At 74.2% G+C, this 15725-nt stretch carries 17 protein-coding genes; 11 read left to right on the top strand and 6 right to left on the bottom strand.

What is annotated here, in order from left to right; all coding sequences use genetic code 11:
• The first annotated feature begins 419 nt into the window (after positions 1 to 419).
• The 5 genes from ACFV1W_RS36740 (at position 420) to ACFV1W_RS36720 (ending at position 5044) form a co-directional block, all read left to right on the top strand.
• Positions 420 to 863, top strand: a complete 444-nt coding sequence (locus ACFV1W_RS36740) for an RrF2 family transcriptional regulator (protein WP_380421624.1) — start codon at positions 420 to 422, stop codon at positions 861 to 863.
• 89 nt (positions 864 to 952) lie between these two features.
• Positions 953 to 2134 carry a globin domain-containing protein gene (locus ACFV1W_RS36735; RefSeq protein ID WP_380421623.1) on the top strand — a complete coding sequence of 394 codons (1182 nt, stop codon included), beginning with the start codon at positions 953 to 955 and terminating at the stop codon, positions 2132 to 2134.
• A 98-nt stretch (positions 2135 to 2232) separates the two neighbouring features.
• The gene (locus tag ACFV1W_RS36730) at positions 2233 to 2994 is read left to right on the top strand and encodes a (Fe-S)-binding protein (RefSeq protein ID WP_380421630.1); all 762 of its coding nucleotides are present in this window, start codon (positions 2233 to 2235) and stop codon (positions 2992 to 2994) included.
• Positions 2995 to 3011: 17 nt separating this feature from the next.
• Positions 3012 to 4406: a lactate utilization protein B gene (locus ACFV1W_RS36725; RefSeq protein WP_380421629.1), complete on the top strand. Its 1395-nt coding sequence runs from the start codon at positions 3012 to 3014 to the stop codon at positions 4404 to 4406.
• Complete coding sequence (locus ACFV1W_RS36720; RefSeq protein ID WP_380421622.1) at positions 4403 to 5044, top strand: lactate utilization protein C; 642 nt, start codon at positions 4403 to 4405, stop codon at positions 5042 to 5044. Before ACFV1W_RS36725 ends, ACFV1W_RS36720 begins: the two co-directional genes overlap by 4 nt.
• Positions 5045 to 5053: 9 nt before the next feature.
• Here the strand turns inward: ACFV1W_RS36720 and ddaH are convergent, their stop codons facing one another.
• Together ddaH and ACFV1W_RS36710 are read right to left on the bottom strand one after the other, a co-directional pair.
• On the bottom strand, positions 5054 to 5878 hold the full coding sequence (gene ddaH / locus ACFV1W_RS36715) for a dimethylargininase (protein WP_380421621.1): 825 nt from the start codon (positions 5876 to 5878) through the stop codon (positions 5054 to 5056).
• A gap of 156 nt (positions 5879 to 6034) precedes the next feature.
• Complete coding sequence (locus ACFV1W_RS36710; RefSeq protein ID WP_380421620.1) at positions 6035 to 6916, bottom strand: MBL fold metallo-hydrolase; 882 nt, start codon at positions 6914 to 6916, stop codon at positions 6035 to 6037.
• 331 nt (positions 6917 to 7247) lie between these two features.
• On the opposite strand from ACFV1W_RS36710, the gene ACFV1W_RS36705 reads away from it, so the two are divergent.
• A complete protein-coding gene (locus ACFV1W_RS36705) occupies positions 7248 to 8030 on the top strand; it encodes an SGNH/GDSL hydrolase family protein (RefSeq protein ID WP_380421619.1) in 783 nt (260 codons plus the stop codon).
• Between the two features lie 7 nt (positions 8031 to 8037).
• Here ACFV1W_RS36705 and ACFV1W_RS36700 read toward each other — a convergent pair whose 3' ends face one another.
• Complete coding sequence (locus ACFV1W_RS36700) at positions 8038 to 8451, bottom strand: DUF2809 domain-containing protein (RefSeq protein ID WP_380421618.1); 414 nt, start codon at positions 8449 to 8451, stop codon at positions 8038 to 8040.
• A 139-nt stretch (positions 8452 to 8590) separates the two neighbouring features.
• Here ACFV1W_RS36700 and ACFV1W_RS36695 point away from each other — a divergent pair, with 139 nt between their 5' ends.
• Together ACFV1W_RS36695 and ACFV1W_RS36690 are read left to right on the top strand one after the other, a co-directional pair.
• Positions 8591 to 10000 carry a DUF2252 domain-containing protein gene (locus tag ACFV1W_RS36695; RefSeq protein WP_380421617.1) on the top strand — a complete coding sequence of 470 codons (1410 nt, stop codon included), beginning with the start codon at positions 8591 to 8593 and terminating at the stop codon, positions 9998 to 10000.
• Between the two features lie 5 nt (positions 10001 to 10005).
• The gene (locus ACFV1W_RS36690; RefSeq protein WP_380421616.1) at positions 10006 to 10797 is read left to right on the top strand and encodes a hypothetical protein; all 792 of its coding nucleotides are present in this window, start codon (positions 10006 to 10008) and stop codon (positions 10795 to 10797) included.
• On the opposite strand, the gene ACFV1W_RS36685 is transcribed toward ACFV1W_RS36690, so the two are convergent.
• Entirely contained in the window at positions 10763 to 11449 is a 687-nt protein-coding gene (locus ACFV1W_RS36685; RefSeq protein WP_380421615.1) for an alpha/beta fold hydrolase, read from the bottom strand. The genes ACFV1W_RS36690 and ACFV1W_RS36685 overlap by 35 nt on opposite strands.
• A 264-nt stretch (positions 11450 to 11713) precedes the next feature.
• Here ACFV1W_RS36685 and ACFV1W_RS36680 point away from each other — a divergent pair, with 264 nt between their 5' ends.
• The gene (locus ACFV1W_RS36680) at positions 11714 to 13024 is read left to right on the top strand and encodes a DUF5685 family protein (RefSeq protein ID WP_380421614.1); all 1311 of its coding nucleotides are present in this window, start codon (positions 11714 to 11716) and stop codon (positions 13022 to 13024) included.
• Between the two features lie 4 nt (positions 13025 to 13028).
• On the opposite strand, the gene ACFV1W_RS36675 is transcribed toward ACFV1W_RS36680, so the two are convergent.
• Together ACFV1W_RS36675 and ACFV1W_RS36670 are read right to left on the bottom strand one after the other, a co-directional pair.
• Entirely contained in the window at positions 13029 to 13223 is a 195-nt protein-coding gene (locus tag ACFV1W_RS36675) for a hypothetical protein (RefSeq protein ID WP_380421613.1), read from the bottom strand.
• Complete coding sequence (locus ACFV1W_RS36670) at positions 13213 to 13356, bottom strand: hypothetical protein (RefSeq protein WP_158714175.1); 144 nt, start codon at positions 13354 to 13356, stop codon at positions 13213 to 13215. Before ACFV1W_RS36670 ends, ACFV1W_RS36675 begins: the two co-directional genes overlap by 11 nt.
• A 214-nt stretch (positions 13357 to 13570) precedes the next feature.
• Between ACFV1W_RS36670 and ACFV1W_RS36665 the strand changes: the two genes are divergently transcribed.
• Positions 13571 to 14785 (top strand): alginate lyase family protein, encoded by a 1215-nt coding sequence (locus ACFV1W_RS36665; RefSeq protein WP_380421612.1) that lies wholly within the window; start codon positions 13571 to 13573, stop codon positions 14783 to 14785.
• Positions 14786 to 14847: 62 nt separating this feature from the next.
• Complete coding sequence (locus ACFV1W_RS36660; RefSeq protein ID WP_380421611.1) at positions 14848 to 15711, top strand: chitosanase; 864 nt, start codon at positions 14848 to 14850, stop codon at positions 15709 to 15711.
• Positions 15712 to 15725 lie beyond the last annotated feature (14 nt).

Below are 15725 nucleotides of genomic sequence, written 5' to 3'. Positions count from 1 at the left end.
CGCCGCCGGCGGGCGCCCGCGGGGCGGGGGGGGGGGCCCGGGGGGGGGGGGGGGGGGGCGGGCGGGGGGGGCGGCCGGGCCCGGCCACCCCCCCCCCCCCGCCGTCCAGGTGCGCCGGGGTGCACGACGTGGTCTCACAGGATCTCCAGGGGAGTCGGCGGAGGGGTGGCAAGCGTGGCGTGGCTCCGGAGCCGGGGGAAGCGTAGATCGGCCACTGATGGTGGGTCAGGAGCTGATCGGTAATGTCGCCAACTGTTCGGATTCGACCGAGATGCGCTCACCGAGGCCGCCCGCCTCCCCCGGTCCACCTACCCGGCGGCCCCGCCCCGACCAGGCCCGACCGGCGGCGTGACCGGGGCCTCAGCCAGAATCGAGCAGGAAATTGGAGTTTCGGAGTCGTATTCGTTTAGCGTTCTCTCGTGAGGCTGACCAAGAGCACCGACATCGCCCTCCGCATCGCGATGCGGCTCGCCGTACTCGGCGAGGGCGAGAACCCGACCACCCGCGAGGTGGCCGAGTCGGTCGGCGTGCCGTACACCCATGCGGCGAAGGTGGTCAGCAGGCTGCAGCACCTCGGGGTGGTGGAGGCCCGACGCGGACGCGGCGGCGGGCTGATGATCACCTTCGCCGGGCGGACCGGTTCGCTCGGCCTACTGCTGCGCGAGCTGGAGGGCGTCGGCGACGTGGTCGGCTGCGAGGACGACCCTCCGTGCCCGCTGCGGGCCGCCTGCAGGCTGCGAGGGGCGCTGCGCACCGCACAGGAGGCGTTCTTGGCGGCGCTCGACCCGCTCAGCATCGACGACCTGGTGGCCTCCCCCACCGGTCCGGTGCTGCTCGGCCTCACCGCCAGACCCGCCGACTGACCCCGTCCCCCGGGGGCCGGTCGGCACCCAACGGCCTTTAATGCGAATCTGAGATACCAGTTCTCAGCTACCAGTCAGGAGCTCTTCTGATGCTGTCCGCGAAGTCCGCCGAGGTCGTCGAGGCCACCCTGCCCGTCGTGGGCGGCGCGATCGGTGACATCACCCCGCGCTTCTACGACCGGCTGTTCGCCGCGCACCCGGAGCTGCTGAGCGACCTCTTCAACCGGGGCAACCAGGCCAACGGCACCCAGCGCGAGGCGCTGGCCGGCTCGATAGCCGCCTTCGCCTCCGCGCTGGTCGCCCACCCCGACCAGCGCCCGGACGCGATGCTCGCGCGGATCGCCCACAAGCACGTCTCGGTCGGCATCAACGACGAGCAGTACAAGGTCGTCCACGAGCACCTGTTCGCCGCGATCGTCGAGGTCCTCGGCGAGGCCGTCACCCCCGAGGTCGCCGCCGCCTGGGACGAGGTCTACTGGCTGATGGCCAACGCCCTGATGGCCGTCGAGGAGCGGCTGCGCGCCGAGGCCGCGGCCGGCGGCGACCAGGCCGACCTGTGGCGTCCGTACACCGTGGTCGCCCGCCACCAGGAGACGGGGACCGTCACCACCTACCTGGTCCGCCCGGCCGACGGCCGCCCCCTCCCGGCCTCCCGCCCCGGCCAGTACGTCTCGGTGCGCACCGAACTGCCCGACGGCGCCCACCAGATCCGCCAGTACAGCCTGTCCGGCGGCGCCGACAACGCACTGCGCTTCAGCGTCAAGCGCGACGGCGAGGTCTCCGGCCACCTGCACGACACCCTGCGGGCCGGTGACACCGTCGAGCTGGCTCCCCCGCTGGGCGACATCTTCCTCGCCGAGGGCGACGGCCCGGTGCTTCTCGCCTCCGCCGGCATCGGCAACACCCCGATGACCGCGATGCTCGACCACCTGGCCGCCACCGGCTCCACCCGGCAGGTCATCTCGGTGCACGGCGACCGCGACCAGCTCAGCCACGCCTTCCGCGCCGACCTGGAGCAGCTGACCGCCAAGCTGGCCAACGCCACCGCCCACGTCTTCTACGAGCGGCCGCTCGGCGAGTGGCCGGCCGAGCGCACCGGCCTGGTCGACCTGTCGACCGTCGAGGTCCCGGCCGGCACCACCGCCTACCTGTGCGGCCCGCTGCCCTTCCTGCGCGCCGTGCGCGGGCAGCTGATCGAGGCGGGTGTCCCGGCTGCGGACATCCACTACGAGGTGTTCGGCCCGGACCTCTGGCTCGGCGCCGGCGCCTGAGCCCCGGAGAAGGCACCTTCGCGGCCTGCTTCGCCGGCACCGGCCCGCCCGTTACCATCACGGGCGGGCCGGTGCCGTTTCGACGTGAGGAGTTCGGGTTGCGGGTCGCGCTGTTCGCCACCTGCGTCAACGACGCGCTGTTCCCCGCCACGGCGGTCGCCACCGTGCGGCTGCTGGAACGCCTGGGCGTGACGGTGGACTTCCCCGCCGGGCAGACCTGCTGCGGGCAGCCGCAGTACAACACCGGCTACCGCCGGGCCTGCGAGCCGCTGGTGCGCCGGACCGCCCGTGCCTTCGCCGGGTACGACCACGTGGTGACGCCCTCGGGCTCCTGCGTGGCGATGGTCCGGGACAACTACCCCCGGATCGGCGCCCGGGCCGCCGCCGAGGGCCGGGGCAGCGAACTATCCGACGCCGCCGTCGCCCTGGCACCCCGGGTGGTCGAGCTCACCGAGTTCCTGGTCGACGTGCTCGGGGTCGAGGACGTCGGCGCGTACTTCCCGCACACCGTCACCTACCACCCCTCCTGCCACGGCCTGCGGATGCTCGGACTGGGCGATCGGCCGCTGCGACTGCTGCGCGCCGTCAAGGGGCTGGAGCTGGTCGAGCTGCCGGGTGCGGAGGAGTGCTGCGGCTTCGGCGGGACCTTCGCCGTCAAGAACGCGGCCGTCTCGGCGGCGATGGCCGAGGACAAGCTCGCCAACGCCCTCGACACCGGGGCCCAGGTGCTGTGCGGCGCCGACAACTCCTGCCTGCTGCACCTCGGCGGCACCCTGCGCCGGCGGGGTGACGCGCTGCGGCCGCTGCACCTCGCGGAGATCCTGGCCAGCACCGAGGACCACCCCTGGAGGCCGTCGTGACGAACGTGTTCCTCGGCATGCCCGCCTTCCCACGGGCCGCCGCCCGCGCGGTACGGGACGGGCAGCTGCGCGCCAACCTGCGGCACGCCACCCACACCATCCGTGACAAGCGGGCCCGGGCCGTCGCGGAACTCCCTGACTGGGCCGAGCTGCGCGCGGCCGGGAAGGCGATCAAGGACCACACGCTGCGCCATCTCGACCGCTACCTGGTGCAGTTGGAGGAGTCCGTCACGGCGGCCGGCGGCACCGTGCACTGGGCGGCGGACGCCGAGGAGGCCAACCGGATCGTCGCCGGGCTGGTCCACGCCACCGGCAGGACGGAGGTGGTCAAGGTCAAGTCGATGGCCACCCAGGAGATCGGGCTGAACGAGTCGCTGGCCGCCGAGGGGATCACCGCCTACGAGACCGATCTCGCCGAGCTGATCGTGCAGTTGGGCGAGGACCGGCCCTCGCACATCCTGGTCCCGGCGATCCACCGCAACCGCGCCGAGATCCGGGAGATCTTCGCCGACCGGATGGGCGCCTGGGGCCGCCCGGCACCGGAGGGCCTGACCGACTCCCCCGCCGAACTCGCCGAGGCCGCCCGGCTGCACCTGCGGGAGAAGTTCCTGCGCGCCGAAGTGGCCGTCTCCGGCGCCAACTTCATGGTCGCCGAGACCGGCACCATGGTGGTGGTCGAGTCCGAGGGCAACGGCCGGATGTGCCTCACCCTCCCGCGCACCCTGATCTCCGTGGTCGGCATCGAGAAGGTCGTGCCGACCTGGCGGGATCTCGAAGTCTTCCTCCAACTGCTCCCCCGCTCCTCCACCGCCGAGCGGATGAACCCCTACACCTCCCTGTGGACCGGGACGACACCGGGCGACGGCCCGTCCGAGTTCCACCTGGTGCTGCTCGACAACGGGCGCACCACCGCACTGGCCGACCAGGTCGGCCGACAGGCCCTGCGGTGCATCCGCTGCTCGGCCTGCCTCAACGTCTGCCCGGTGTACGAGCGGGCCGGCGGGCACGCCTACGGCTCGGTCTACCCCGGACCGATCGGCGCCATCCTCACCCCCCAACTGCGCGGCACCGCGAGCCCGGTGGACGCCTCGCTGCCGTACGCCTCCTCGCTCTGCGGGGCCTGCTACGAGGTCTGCCCGGTGGCCATCGACATCCCCGAGGTGCTGGTGCACCTGCGCGAACGGGTCGCCGAGCAGGGCGGCCATCCGCTGGAGCGGGCCGCCATGGCCGCCGCCGGGTACGTCCTGGACCACCCGGCGGCGCTCGCGGCCGCCGAGCGGCTGGCCGGGCGCACCCGCGCCCTGCACCCGCGCCGACTGCCCGGCCCCGGCCGGGCCTGGACCGACAGCCGGGACCTGCCGGAGGTACCGGCCGGACCGTTCCGCGACTGGTGGCGGAGGAACCGTACGTGACCTCAAGGGACTTGGTCCTCGGCCGGATCCGGGCCGCGCTCGGCGACGCAGGCGACGCGGCCGAACAGCCGCTGCCACGCGGCTACCTGGGCGCCCACGCCCCGGCCGGCGATCCGGCCGCGCTGCTCGACCTGCTGCACCGCAACCTGGCCGACTACCGGGCACTGGTGCACCGCGGTACCGAGGAGGAACTCCCGCGCCGAATCGCCGAGTTGCTCGCCGCGCGCGGCAGTCGCACGGTCGCCGTGCCGGCCGGGCTGCCGGACGGCTGGCTCACGGCGGCCGTCGGGGTCGAGCTGCTGCCGGACGACGGTACCCTCACCGCCGCCCGGCTGGACGCCGTGGACAGCGTGGTCACCGGCTGCGCACTGGCGATCGCCGAGACCGGGACGATCGTGCTGGACGCCGGGCCCGGTCAGGGCCGGCGACTGCTATCGCTCGTCCCCGACCACCACCTCTGCGTGGTGCGGGCACCGGAGCAGGTCGTCGCCTCCGTCCCGCTGGCGCTGCCCCGGCTCGACCCGGCGCGCCCGCAGACCTGGATCTCCGGGCCGTCGGCGACCAGCGACATCGAACTCGACCGGGTCGAGGGGGTGCACGGGCCGCGCACCCTGGAGGTGCTGCTCGTCACCGGGTGAGAAGAGCGGTCACGGCCTGAGTTCGAGCGTGCAGCACTTCGCCCCGCCGCCGCCCTTCAGCAGCTCGGAGACGTCCACCGGGATCGGCTCGTAGCCGTGCTCCGCGAGCCGCCCCGTCAGGTTCTTGGCCGCCTCCGGGAGCAGCACCCGGCGGCCGTCCGAGACCGCGTTCAGCCCGAACACCTCGGCGTCGGCGCGGTCGGCGAGGATCGCGTCCGGGTAGAGGGCGCGGAGCACCGAGCGGCTGTGGGCGTCGAAGGCCTCCGGGTAGTACATGACGTGGTCGTCGGAGAGGACGGCCAGCGCGGTGTCCAGGTGGTAGAAGCGCGGATCGACCAGGGTCAGGCTGACGACCGGCACGCCGAAGAGCTGCTCCGCCTCGGCGTGCGCGGCCCGTGACGTGCGGAAGCCCGTCCCGGCGAGGACCCGGCGGCCGACCACCAGGTGGTCGCCCTCGCCCTCGTTGACGTGGCCGGCGCGGCGCACCGCGCGGTAGCCGTGCAGGCGGAACCAGGACTGGTAGGCGTCGGACTCGGCGGCCCGCTCCGGGTAGCGGAACGTCGCCACCAGGGCGCGACCGTCCAGCACGGTGGCACCGTTGGCGGCGTAGACCATGTCGGGCAGGCCCGGAACCGGGTCGATCAGCTCGACGGTGTGGCCGAGGCGCCGGTAGGTGCGGTGCAGCCGCTCCCACTGGCGGACGGCGAGCTCGGTGTCGGTGGGCTGCGCCGGGTCCATCCACGGGTTGATCGCGTAGTCCACCGTGAAGTGGGTGGGCCGGCACATCAGGTAGCGCCGGGGCCGCGCCGTACGCGCCTGGGTGTGCGTGGACATTGCTCAACCGTCCTCGGATCGCGGGGTTCGGGTACGCGTCGCTCCAGAGGCGGCTGCCCCGCCGCTCCCGTTCGCACACCCGCGCGGGCGAGCCCGGCGGGCGCAACCCCCCGCGCACCCGGCGCGAGCCCCGGCGCACGGCGCTGCCGTCGGGGGTCACCAGCGCACGGCTGCGAAGTCCACCGGCTCGGTCCGCAGCCTCCGGGCGCGGACGGCGAGGGCGCGCATCCTGCGCTCCGCCTCCTCGGCGGGCATCCGCTGCTTGTCGCCGTGGCCCGGCAGCAGCCACTCGAAGCGCAGCGCGTCCAGGCTGCGGTCCAGCGAGGCGGACTGCTCCTCGATCGAGTACCAGGTCACCGCTTCCTGCACCTCGATGTCCCGGTTGGTGCGCGACCAGTACAGGCTGTCACCGCTGAAGCAGTAGCGCCGGTCGGCGACGTACAGCACACTGCCCAGGGTGTGGCCCGGGAAGGGGTGGGCGACCAGTCCGGGCGAGATCTCCACCGGGTCGGTGCCGCACAGCACTTCGTCGGCGTCGGGGGCGGCGGCGAGGTCGCCCTCGTGGATCCACAGCCGGGCGCCCAGCCGGTCGGCGTACTCCCGGCCGTGCGCCGCGTGGTCACGGTGGGTGAGCAGGATGTCGGTGACCGGGCCGAGCGCCCGGTAGCGGGCGGCGAGCGCCTCGCTGTAGCGGGGCGTGTCGACCATCACCCAGCCCGTGGGCCTGCGGCACAGGTAGGAGTTGGCGCCCGCGGTCCGACGGGAGTTGTGGCCCAGCAGCAGCACCTCCCCGAGCTCGTCCAGCGCGATCGGGAACGGGTCGGTGGCCGGGTCGAGTCGGCCGGTGCCGGGACGGATCGAGCGGGTCGGGCAGGCGTGGGCGGCGGCGAGCAGCTGCCGCTGCTCGGCCTCGTCGCGCGGCTGGCGGATCAGCTCGGACCTGCGGGCGTGCTCGCGGATCAGGTCGGGCGCGAGCTGCCGGGCCACGTCGCAGTTGGTGCAGCGGTCGTCGACGGTCCAGTTCTCGGAGAGGTTCATGGTCTGGTTCTCCCCCAGGAAGAACGGCGGCCGGAGCGGCGCGCCGTACTTCGAGCATGGTCCTGACGGCCCGGAAAGCGGAAGGGGGCACGGATCTTGTGCTTTCCGGGGCACGGCGCTCTGCGACGGGGCGGTGCGAGCGCGGCCGTGCGAGCGCGGCGGTGCGTGCGGGCGGTGCGTGCGGGCGGGGCGTGCGGACGGTGCGAGCGGCGCCTCGACGGCGTCAGGACCGGCCGGGAGAGGGGCCGCGCAGGGTACGTGGCCCATCTCACGTGCCGCCAGGGTCACCTACGGTGGCGTAGGTCACTTGAATGGGTGAACTATCTCTTTCATGCCGAACCTCCAGGAGACCCTTGACCTCAGTTCGTACGCCGCCCTCGGGGACAGCTTCACCGAGGGCCTGAACGACCCGGGTGCCGATGGCGCCTTCGCCGGCTGGGCCGACCGCCTGGCCGGGATGCTCGCCGAGGGCAGGCCGCCGGGCGGGTTCCGCTACGCCAACCTGGCGGTACGCGGACGGCTGTTGGACCAGATCGTGGCCGAGCAGGTGCCGCAGGTCCGCCGGCTCCAGCCCGAACTGGTCACCTTCTGCGCCGGCGGCAACGACATCCTGCGGCCCGGCAGCGACCCGGACGAGGTGGCCGAACGCTTCGAGGCCGCAGTCGCCGAACTCGCCGAGAGCGCCGGGACGGTGCTGATCTGCACCGGCTTCGACACCCGCGAGGTGCCGCTGCTCAAGCACCTCCGCGGCAAGATCGCCACCTACAACGGGCACATGCGGGCGGTCGCCGACCGCTACGACTGCAAGGTGGCCGACCTGTGGTCGCTGCGCGCGGTGCAGGACCGCCGCGCCTGGAGCGAGGACCGGCTGCACCTGTCCCCGGAGGGGCACCAGCGGGTCGCCCTGCTGGCCGCCCGCTCGCTGGGTCTGCGCACCGCGGACGACCCGGAGGCCCCGTGGCCGAACGCCCGCGTCCTCACCGCCGCCGACCAGCGGCGCGAGAACCTCCAGTGGGCCCGCGAGCACCTGATCCCCTGGGTGGGCCGTCGCCTGCGCGGCGAGTCCTCGGGCGACCACGTCGAGGCCAAGCGGCCGGAGCTGCTCCCCCTCTGACGTTCCGTCAGTTCGCGTCCGCGAGCGCTGCGGTCCCACCGGGCCGCAGCGCCCGGTGCAACAGTGCGGCGCCGGCCGCGCCGACCACGTACCACAACAGGTCCGGCGGGTTGAAGGTCGACCCGAGCACCAGGTGCACCAGCCCGCTGCGCCGCCCCCACGCGTCCGGCAGCCCGGTCGCCTGGAACAGCTCCACCGCCCAGCTCACCCCGGCCGCGACCAGAGCAGCCCGCGCCGACCGCACCCTCGGCGCGACCAGCACCACCAGGGCGTAGACGAGGACGGTGTAGAGCGCGTCACCCGCGTACTTGGCCAGGTCGCCGGTCATCGCCGCGCGTACGCCGAGGCCGGCCGCCACGATGAGCAACGCGGCTGCGGCGGCGGGGAGTCGGGCCGCCAGGCCCCTCCGGAGATCGTTCACCCTCCCCAGGCTACGCGGCGGGCCCCACGCCTCACCCGGGCAGCCCCCGGAACCACCGCGCGACGCCGGACGTCACTCCCCCTGATGAGCCATCCGTGCAGGTCGCGGGCGGGAGTTCGAGCAAGGCGGGCGGGGAACAGTGACGGACATCGGGACCACCACCGGGCGGCGGAAGTTCACCGTCCCCGGGTTCGCGGCCGGGCCGGACGGCCGGGCGCGGCGGGCGCGGGAGCAGGGGAAGGCGCTGCGGGGGCGGGTTCCCCGGGAGCGGCACTCCGAGTTCGCGCCCGCGGCCGACCGGCCCACGGCGGTGGCGGCGCTGGAGGCCTCCAACGCGGGCCGGATCGCGGGCCTGGTGCCGATCAGGGTGGGCCGGATGGCCGCCACTCCGTTCGCCTTCCTGCGCGGCTCCGCCGGGCTGATGGCCGCCGACCTCGCGGGCACGCCGGTGACCGGCGTGCCGGCGCAGCTGTGCGGGGACGCGCACGCGGCGAACTTCGGGCTGTACGGCGATGCGCGCGGCCAACTGGTGATGGACATCAACGACTTCGACGAGACCGTGCCCGGCCCCTGGGAGTGGGACCTCAAGCGGCTCGCCACCAGCCTGGTGCTGGCGGGCCGGGAGGCCGGGGCGAGCGAGACCACCGCCCGCGCCGCCGCCCAGCACGCGGCCGGCTCCTACCGCCGCACCGTGCGCACGCTCGCGAAGCTGCCCGCCCTGGACGCCTGGAACGCCGTGGCGGACGAGCAGTTGGTGTCCTTCGCCGAGGCGCACGACCTCACCGAGGTGTTGCGGAAGGTCGGCGCGAAGGCGCTCGGCAACACCAGCGCCCGGTTCGCCGCCCGCAGCACCGCCCGTACCGCGGACGGCGGTTGGCGGTTCACGGCCGCTCCGCCGGTGCTCACCCGGGTCACCGACGCGACCGCCCGGGCGGTGGCCGAGGCGCTCGGCCCGTACGTGGCGACGGTGCCCGCCGAGGTGCGCACCCTGCTGTCCCGCTACCGGGTGCAGGACGTGGCGTTCCGGGTGGTCGGCACCGGCAGTGTCGGCACCCGCTCGTACGTGGTGCTGCTCACCGACCACCGGGACCAGCCGCTGGTGCTGCAGGTGAAGGAGGCCCGGCCGTCCGTGCTGCTGCCGCACCTCGGCGGCCACGGGCAGCGCACGGAGGAGCACGAGGGACGGCGGGTGGTGCTCGGCCAGAAGCACATGCAGGTGGTCAGCGACACCCTTCTCGGCTGGACGACCGTCGACGGGCTCCCCTACCAGGTACGGCAGTTCCGCAACCGCAAGGGCAGCGTCGACCCGGCCGCGCTGCTGCCCGCCCAGCTCGACGACTACGCCCGGATCACCGGCGCCCTGCTCGCCCGGGCGCACGCCCACACCGCCGACCCGGGCCTGCTGGCCGGGTACTGCGGCAAGAGCGAGGCCCTGGACGAGGCGGTCGCCGCCTTCGCCGTCGCCTACGCGGACCGAACCGAGGCCGACCACGCCGAGCTGGTCGCGGCGGTGCGCAGCGGGCGGCTGCCCGCCGAGCAGGGGGTGTAGCGGGCATGGGACTGTCCATCAGTGTCGGACTGCTCGGCACCCCTGAGCTGCGGGACGACGCCGAGGTGCTGCACCGGGCGCTGGGTGCCGAGGGCGTGGTCTGGCGGGAGCCGGTTGCCGCGCCGGGAGGCCCCGCCGAGGTCTTCTCGGCGGGCTTCCCGTACAGCTACCTGGCCGGGCTGCGGCGGGTGTACGTGCTGCACCGGCTGGGCGAGCCGGTCACCGGGGCGCGCGGGGTCAGCCGCGAGCAGTACGAGGCCGACCTGGAACTGGTCGACGACGAGACGGTCATGTTCGACTCGCACCTGCTCTGCCACGCCGACCACGCGGGCTACTACGTACCGGCGGAGTCCGCGTTCGAGGACCCGCTCTTCCTCCCGGAGGAGGCCGATGTGCCCGGCGCCGGGATGGTGGGCTCCAGTGGCGCCCTGCTCGCGGAGCTCCAGGGGTTCGCCGCAGCCATCGGGATCCGGCCGGCGGCCGACGGCTCTCTCGACCCGGCGGAGTCGCGGCGCTTGGAGGCCTTGCCGGGTGACGATCCGTTCGAGCCGGAGGTCTTCGCGTGGCACCAGCTGTTCCGGGCCTGTTCGGGCCAGCCTCGCCACCGGCCACGCCATCGTCTTCAGGTGACGGTCGGGTCGGGGCGGCCCGGGGCGCTGGTGCGCCGTCCCGGCGTCCCGGCGTCCCGGCGTCCCGGCGTCCCGGCGTCCCGGCGTCCCGGCGTCCCGGCGTCCCGGCGTCCCGGCGTCCCGGCGTCCCGGCTCAGGCTTCCAGGAAGGGCGCCACGGCGGCGATGAACTCGGCCGGGCGGGCGTTGTGCACCAGGTGTCCGGCCTCGATGGTGACCAGGCGGCAGTCCGGGATCAGCCGGGCGAGTTCGACGATCCGCTCCTGGGGGACGTGGCTGGTGGGCCCGCCCGCGACGGCGAGGGTGCGGGCGGTGATCCTGGTCAGCCCTTCCCGCCAGGCCGGATCGGGGGTGTCGAGCTGCGCCTTGACGGCCCGCACCATCGCCCAGTCGAAGTGCGCCGGTTCGTCCGCTCCTTCGGGCGGCACGCTCGACGGACGCGGGTGAAGGGCGGGGATCTCCTCCAGGACCAGCCGCTCGATCCGCTCGGGCACGGCCTGGGCGAGAAGGTAGGCGACGGCACCGCCCATCGAGTGGCCGACCAGGTCGACCCGGTCCAGGCCGAGGGCGTCGAGGAAGGCGAGCACGTCCTCGCGCATCACCTCCAGACCGTAGGAGGCGGTGCGGCCGCTGTCGCCGTGGCCGCGCAGGTCGAGGGCGTACACGTGGTGGCGGGGGGCGAGGTCGGGCAGCACCGTGTCCCAGCCGGTGGCGCGCTCGCCGAGGCCGTGCAGCAGCACCAGCGGAGGGCCGTCGGGGCGTCCGCTCTCGCGGTAGGCGAGGGTGAGTCCGGGCAACCGCACCGTCCGTACTGTCGACATGCCCGCCACCGTACGCGCCGACCGGCCGCTACCGGACGGCTGTTCGCCCTCGGCTCACCACGACCGGCCCCTCCGACGGCCCTTCCCGCCGCCCGCCCGGTCCGCGAACACCGGGGCCGGCGCGGCCCTTCGACGGCCGGGTGACGGTCCGACGGCAGCTGGGCTCCGGTTCGGCCGACCGGTCCGCCCCGGCGCACGGTGATCATATGATGTCCGCCGAGAAAGTGGCCGGTCAGCGGCCCATCGGCGAGGGGGACGAGGATCGTGTTCGGCATCATCAGACCGTGTAGGCACCGGCTGTCCGAACGTCTCCAGGCCTCCTGGATGGCGCACCTGTGCGGGCTCTGCCTCGCCCTGCGGGACGACCACGGGCAGCTCGCCCGGACCGCCACCAACTACGACGGGCTGATCATCTCCGTCCTGGTCGAGGCCCAGGCCGCCCGGGAGGACTCCAGCCGGCGCCGCACCGCCGGGCCGTGCCCGCTGCGCGGCATGCGAACGGCCTCCGTCGCCAAGGGCGAGGGGGCCCGGCTGGCGGCAGCCGTCTCGCTCGCGCTCGCCTCGGTGAAGATCCGCGACCACGTCGAGGACCGGGACGGCGTGTTCGCCCGCCGCCCGGTCGCCGTCGGGGCCCGCGCGGTGACCCGGCGCTGGGACCGCAAGAGCGCGGGCAGCGCCTCCGCCGTCGGCTTCGACACCGCCGTGCTGCTCGACGCCGCCTCCCGGCAGGGCGAGTTGGAGCGCTCGCTACTGCCCGGCGGCTCCGTGCTGCTGGTCACCGAGCCCACCGAGACCGCCACTTCGGCCGCCTTCGCCCACACCGCCGTGATCGCCGGCCGCCCCGGCAACGCCGCGCCGCTCGCCGAGGCGGGCCGCCTGTTCGGCCGGCTCGCCCACCTCCTCGACGCCGCCGAGGACCAGGCCGCCGACGCCGCCTCGGGCGCCTGGAACCCGCTGACCGCCACCGGCACCGACCGCGCCGAGGCCGAACGGCTCTGCCGCGACGCCGTGCACGGCATCCGGCTCGCGCTGCGCGAGGTCGAACTGACCGACCGGGCGCTGGTGCACGTACTGCTCGGGCACGAGACGGAGAGCGCGGTGGACCGGGTCTTCGGCCGGCCCGGGCACGGGGCGAGCTGCCGGAGCGGCAAGCACGGCGCCACCGCCGAGCACCCCCAGGACGCGCCGCCGCGTCAGGTGCCGCCCGGCCACCCCGGCGGCCCGAACCCCGGCCAGGACCCGAACCAGGCGCCGGTCCCGCCGTGGGTGCCGCAGGGCCCCGGCTTCGGCCCGCCCCTCGGGAAGCCGCCGCAGCCGCGCAACCTGCTCGCCGGGTGCGCGGTGTGGGCGCTGATGGCCTGCACCTGCCAGTTGCTCTGCTGCGAGCACAACGACCCGTTCACCCGCGAACGCCGCAAGGGCTTCTGCGAGCGGCACGACTGCTGCGACAGCTGCGACTGCTGCAGTTCCTGCGACCCCGGCTGCTGCGACTGCTGCAAGTGCGGGTGCGACTGCTGCGACAGCTGCGGCTGCGACGACTGCGGCTGCGACGGCTGCTGCTGCGACTGCTCGTGAGCCGTCACGCCCCGTCCGGTACGGCCTCCGGCCGACCGGACGCCACCGGCCCGGGCTGCCCCCGCAGCACCCCGGGCCGGTCCGCGTCCCGGCACTGCTCCCCGCGCTCTTCCCGCCGCCAGAGCGGCAGTACCGCCACCGGGCCCCACTCGACGGGCCCGGGCGCCGGACCGCGCTGTTCGGCGGCCTCAGGCCTCACGCCCCGCCACCTCCCGGTCCGCCGCCAGCGAGCTCTCCAGCCCGGCCAACAACTGCCGGAACCGCTCGGTGTCCTGCTCCGTGATCCGCCCCTCGGGCGCCGCCCCCGGCCACTCGGCCGTCCTGTCGTCCATGGGCCCGACGCTAGACGTCGACGATCAACGGGCGATAAACGAGGGACCGGTGGGACGGGAGGGGCACGAATCCCGCCGGTATCCGGGCGCGAGACGGCTTGGCGTGGACATGAGTCGGTGGTTCAATGCCAGTAGTTAGGAAGGTTTCCTAACATCCTGGAGACCGGAACCGGACCCGAGCACGACCTCCTCCCACCGAGAGGACGACTTCCCCATGGCTCGTAGCAGCACCAGGAACACCCTCAGGACACTGATCAGCGGGGCCGCCCTCGCCGCCCTCCTGCTGCCCGCCGGCACCACCCCCGCCGAAGCCCGCACCCCGGCGGCGGCCACCCGGGGCGCCGCCGCCTTCCAGCACCCGGGCGTGTTGGTCGGTGCGCGGCAACTCGACTTCTTGAAAGCCAAGTTGGCCACCGGGGCCCAGCCCTGGACGTCCGCCCTCGCCGACCTGCGGACGAGCAAGTACGCCTCACTCGCCTGGCAGCCCAAGCCGCGCGCCACCGTCGAGTGCGGATCCAGCTCGCACCCCGACAACGGGTGCTCCGACGAGCGCGACGACTCGATGGCCGCCTACGCCCAGGCCCTGCAGTGGGTGCTCACCGGCGACCAGCGGTACGCCGACAAGGCGGTCTCCATCATGGACGCCTGGTCGGGCGTGATCCAGGAGCACACCAACACCAACGCCCCACTGCAGACCGGCTGGTCGGGCAACAACTGGGCCCGCGCCGCCGAGCTGGTCCGCCACACCGGCGCGGGCTGGTCGGCGGGTTCGGTCGACCGCTTCGCCGCCATGCTGCGCACCGTGTACGTGCCGCTGCTGACCCCCGGCAGTCCGCGCAAGAACGGCAACTGGGAACTGATCGAGACCGACGCCCTGATGGGGATCGCGGTGTTCCTGGAGGACCGCGGCCTGTTCGACCGGGCCGTCGACCTGTGGCGGCACCGGCTGCCCGCGTACGTCTACCTCACCTCGGACGGCGACCTGCCGGTGCCCCCGCCGAACGCCGGGATCAAGGGCGGATCCGCGCTGGTCAAGTACTGGAACGGGCAGTCCACCTTCGTCGACGGGCTGTCCCAGGAGACCTGCCGGGACTTCGGCCACACCGGCTGGGGCCTGGAGGCCGCCGCCCAGGCCGCCGAGACCGCCCGGCTGCAGGGAGTCGACCTGTGGGGCGAGGCACGCGAACGGCTGGTCAAGGCAGTGGAGTTCCACACCCGCTACGACAACGGCGCGAGCGTGCCGGACTGGCTGTGCGACGGTTCGGTGAACACCGGCCTCGGCCCGGCCGTGCAACTCGCGTACGACGAGTACCACCTGCGCGAGGGGCTCCCGATGCCGCAGACCGAGCAGTACGTGGCCGCCCACAGCCCGTTCGGGGCGAACTACTTCATCGGCTGGGAGACCCTGACCCACACCGACGCGCCCTGACCCGCACCGCCCGCCCCCCCACTGCGTCCGGCGGTCGCCCCGCCGGGGATCGGAGCACCACCATGCGCACCACCAGGACCCACCGCCTCGCCGCCGTCACCGCGGCGGCCGCCCTGGTCGCCGGCGCCGCCTGGGCCGCCACCACGGCGCAGGCCGCTTCCGACGGCCCGGCCGCCCAGGCCGCTGCCGCCGCCCAGGCCGGGGGGCTCACCCCCGACCAGCGCCGCCGCGCCGACCAGCTGATCAGCGTCTTCGAGAACAGCACCACCGAGATCCAGTACGGCTACGCCGAGAACATCAACGACGGCCGCGGCGTCACCGCCGGCCGGGCCGGGTTCACCACCAACGACGGCGACGCCCTCAAGGTCGTCCGCGCCTACACCGCCGTCTACCCCGACAACCCGCTGGCCCGCTTCGTCCCCGAACTCGAGCGTCTGGCCGCCGCGGGCAGCGGCGACACCAGCGGCCTGCCCGAGGCCGACTACATCACCGCCTGGAAGCAGGCCGCCCAGGACCCGGCCTTCCGGCAGGTCCAGGACGACCAGGTCGACCAGCGCTACTTCACCCCGGCCATGAACCAGGCCGACCAGCTCGGCCTGACCACCGCGCTGGCCCGCGCCGAGCTCTACGACGCCTCCATCCAGCACGGCAACGGCAGCGAGTACGACGCCCTGCCCGCGCTGATCGACCGCACCAACGCCAAGATCGGCCGCCCCTCCACCGCCGGTGAGCGCGCCTGGCTGGACGCCTTCTTCGACGTCCGGATCGACGACCTGAACAACCCGGCCAACTCCTCCACCGCGGACGAGTGGCGCAAGTCCGTCGACCGGGTCGAGTGCCTGCGCCGGATCGCCGCCACCGGCAACTACGACCTGGACGGCCCGTTCGACATCACCGCCTACGGCTCCGGCTACACCATCAACTGAGCCGTACCGGCCGG

Source organism: Kitasatospora sp. NPDC059648 (assembly GCF_042734825.1).
GTDB lineage: Bacteria > Actinomycetota > Actinomycetes > Streptomycetales > Streptomycetaceae > Kitasatospora.
The sequence above is the reverse complement of the archived record's forward strand: the minus strand, read 5'-3'. Positions and strand labels throughout refer to the sequence as shown.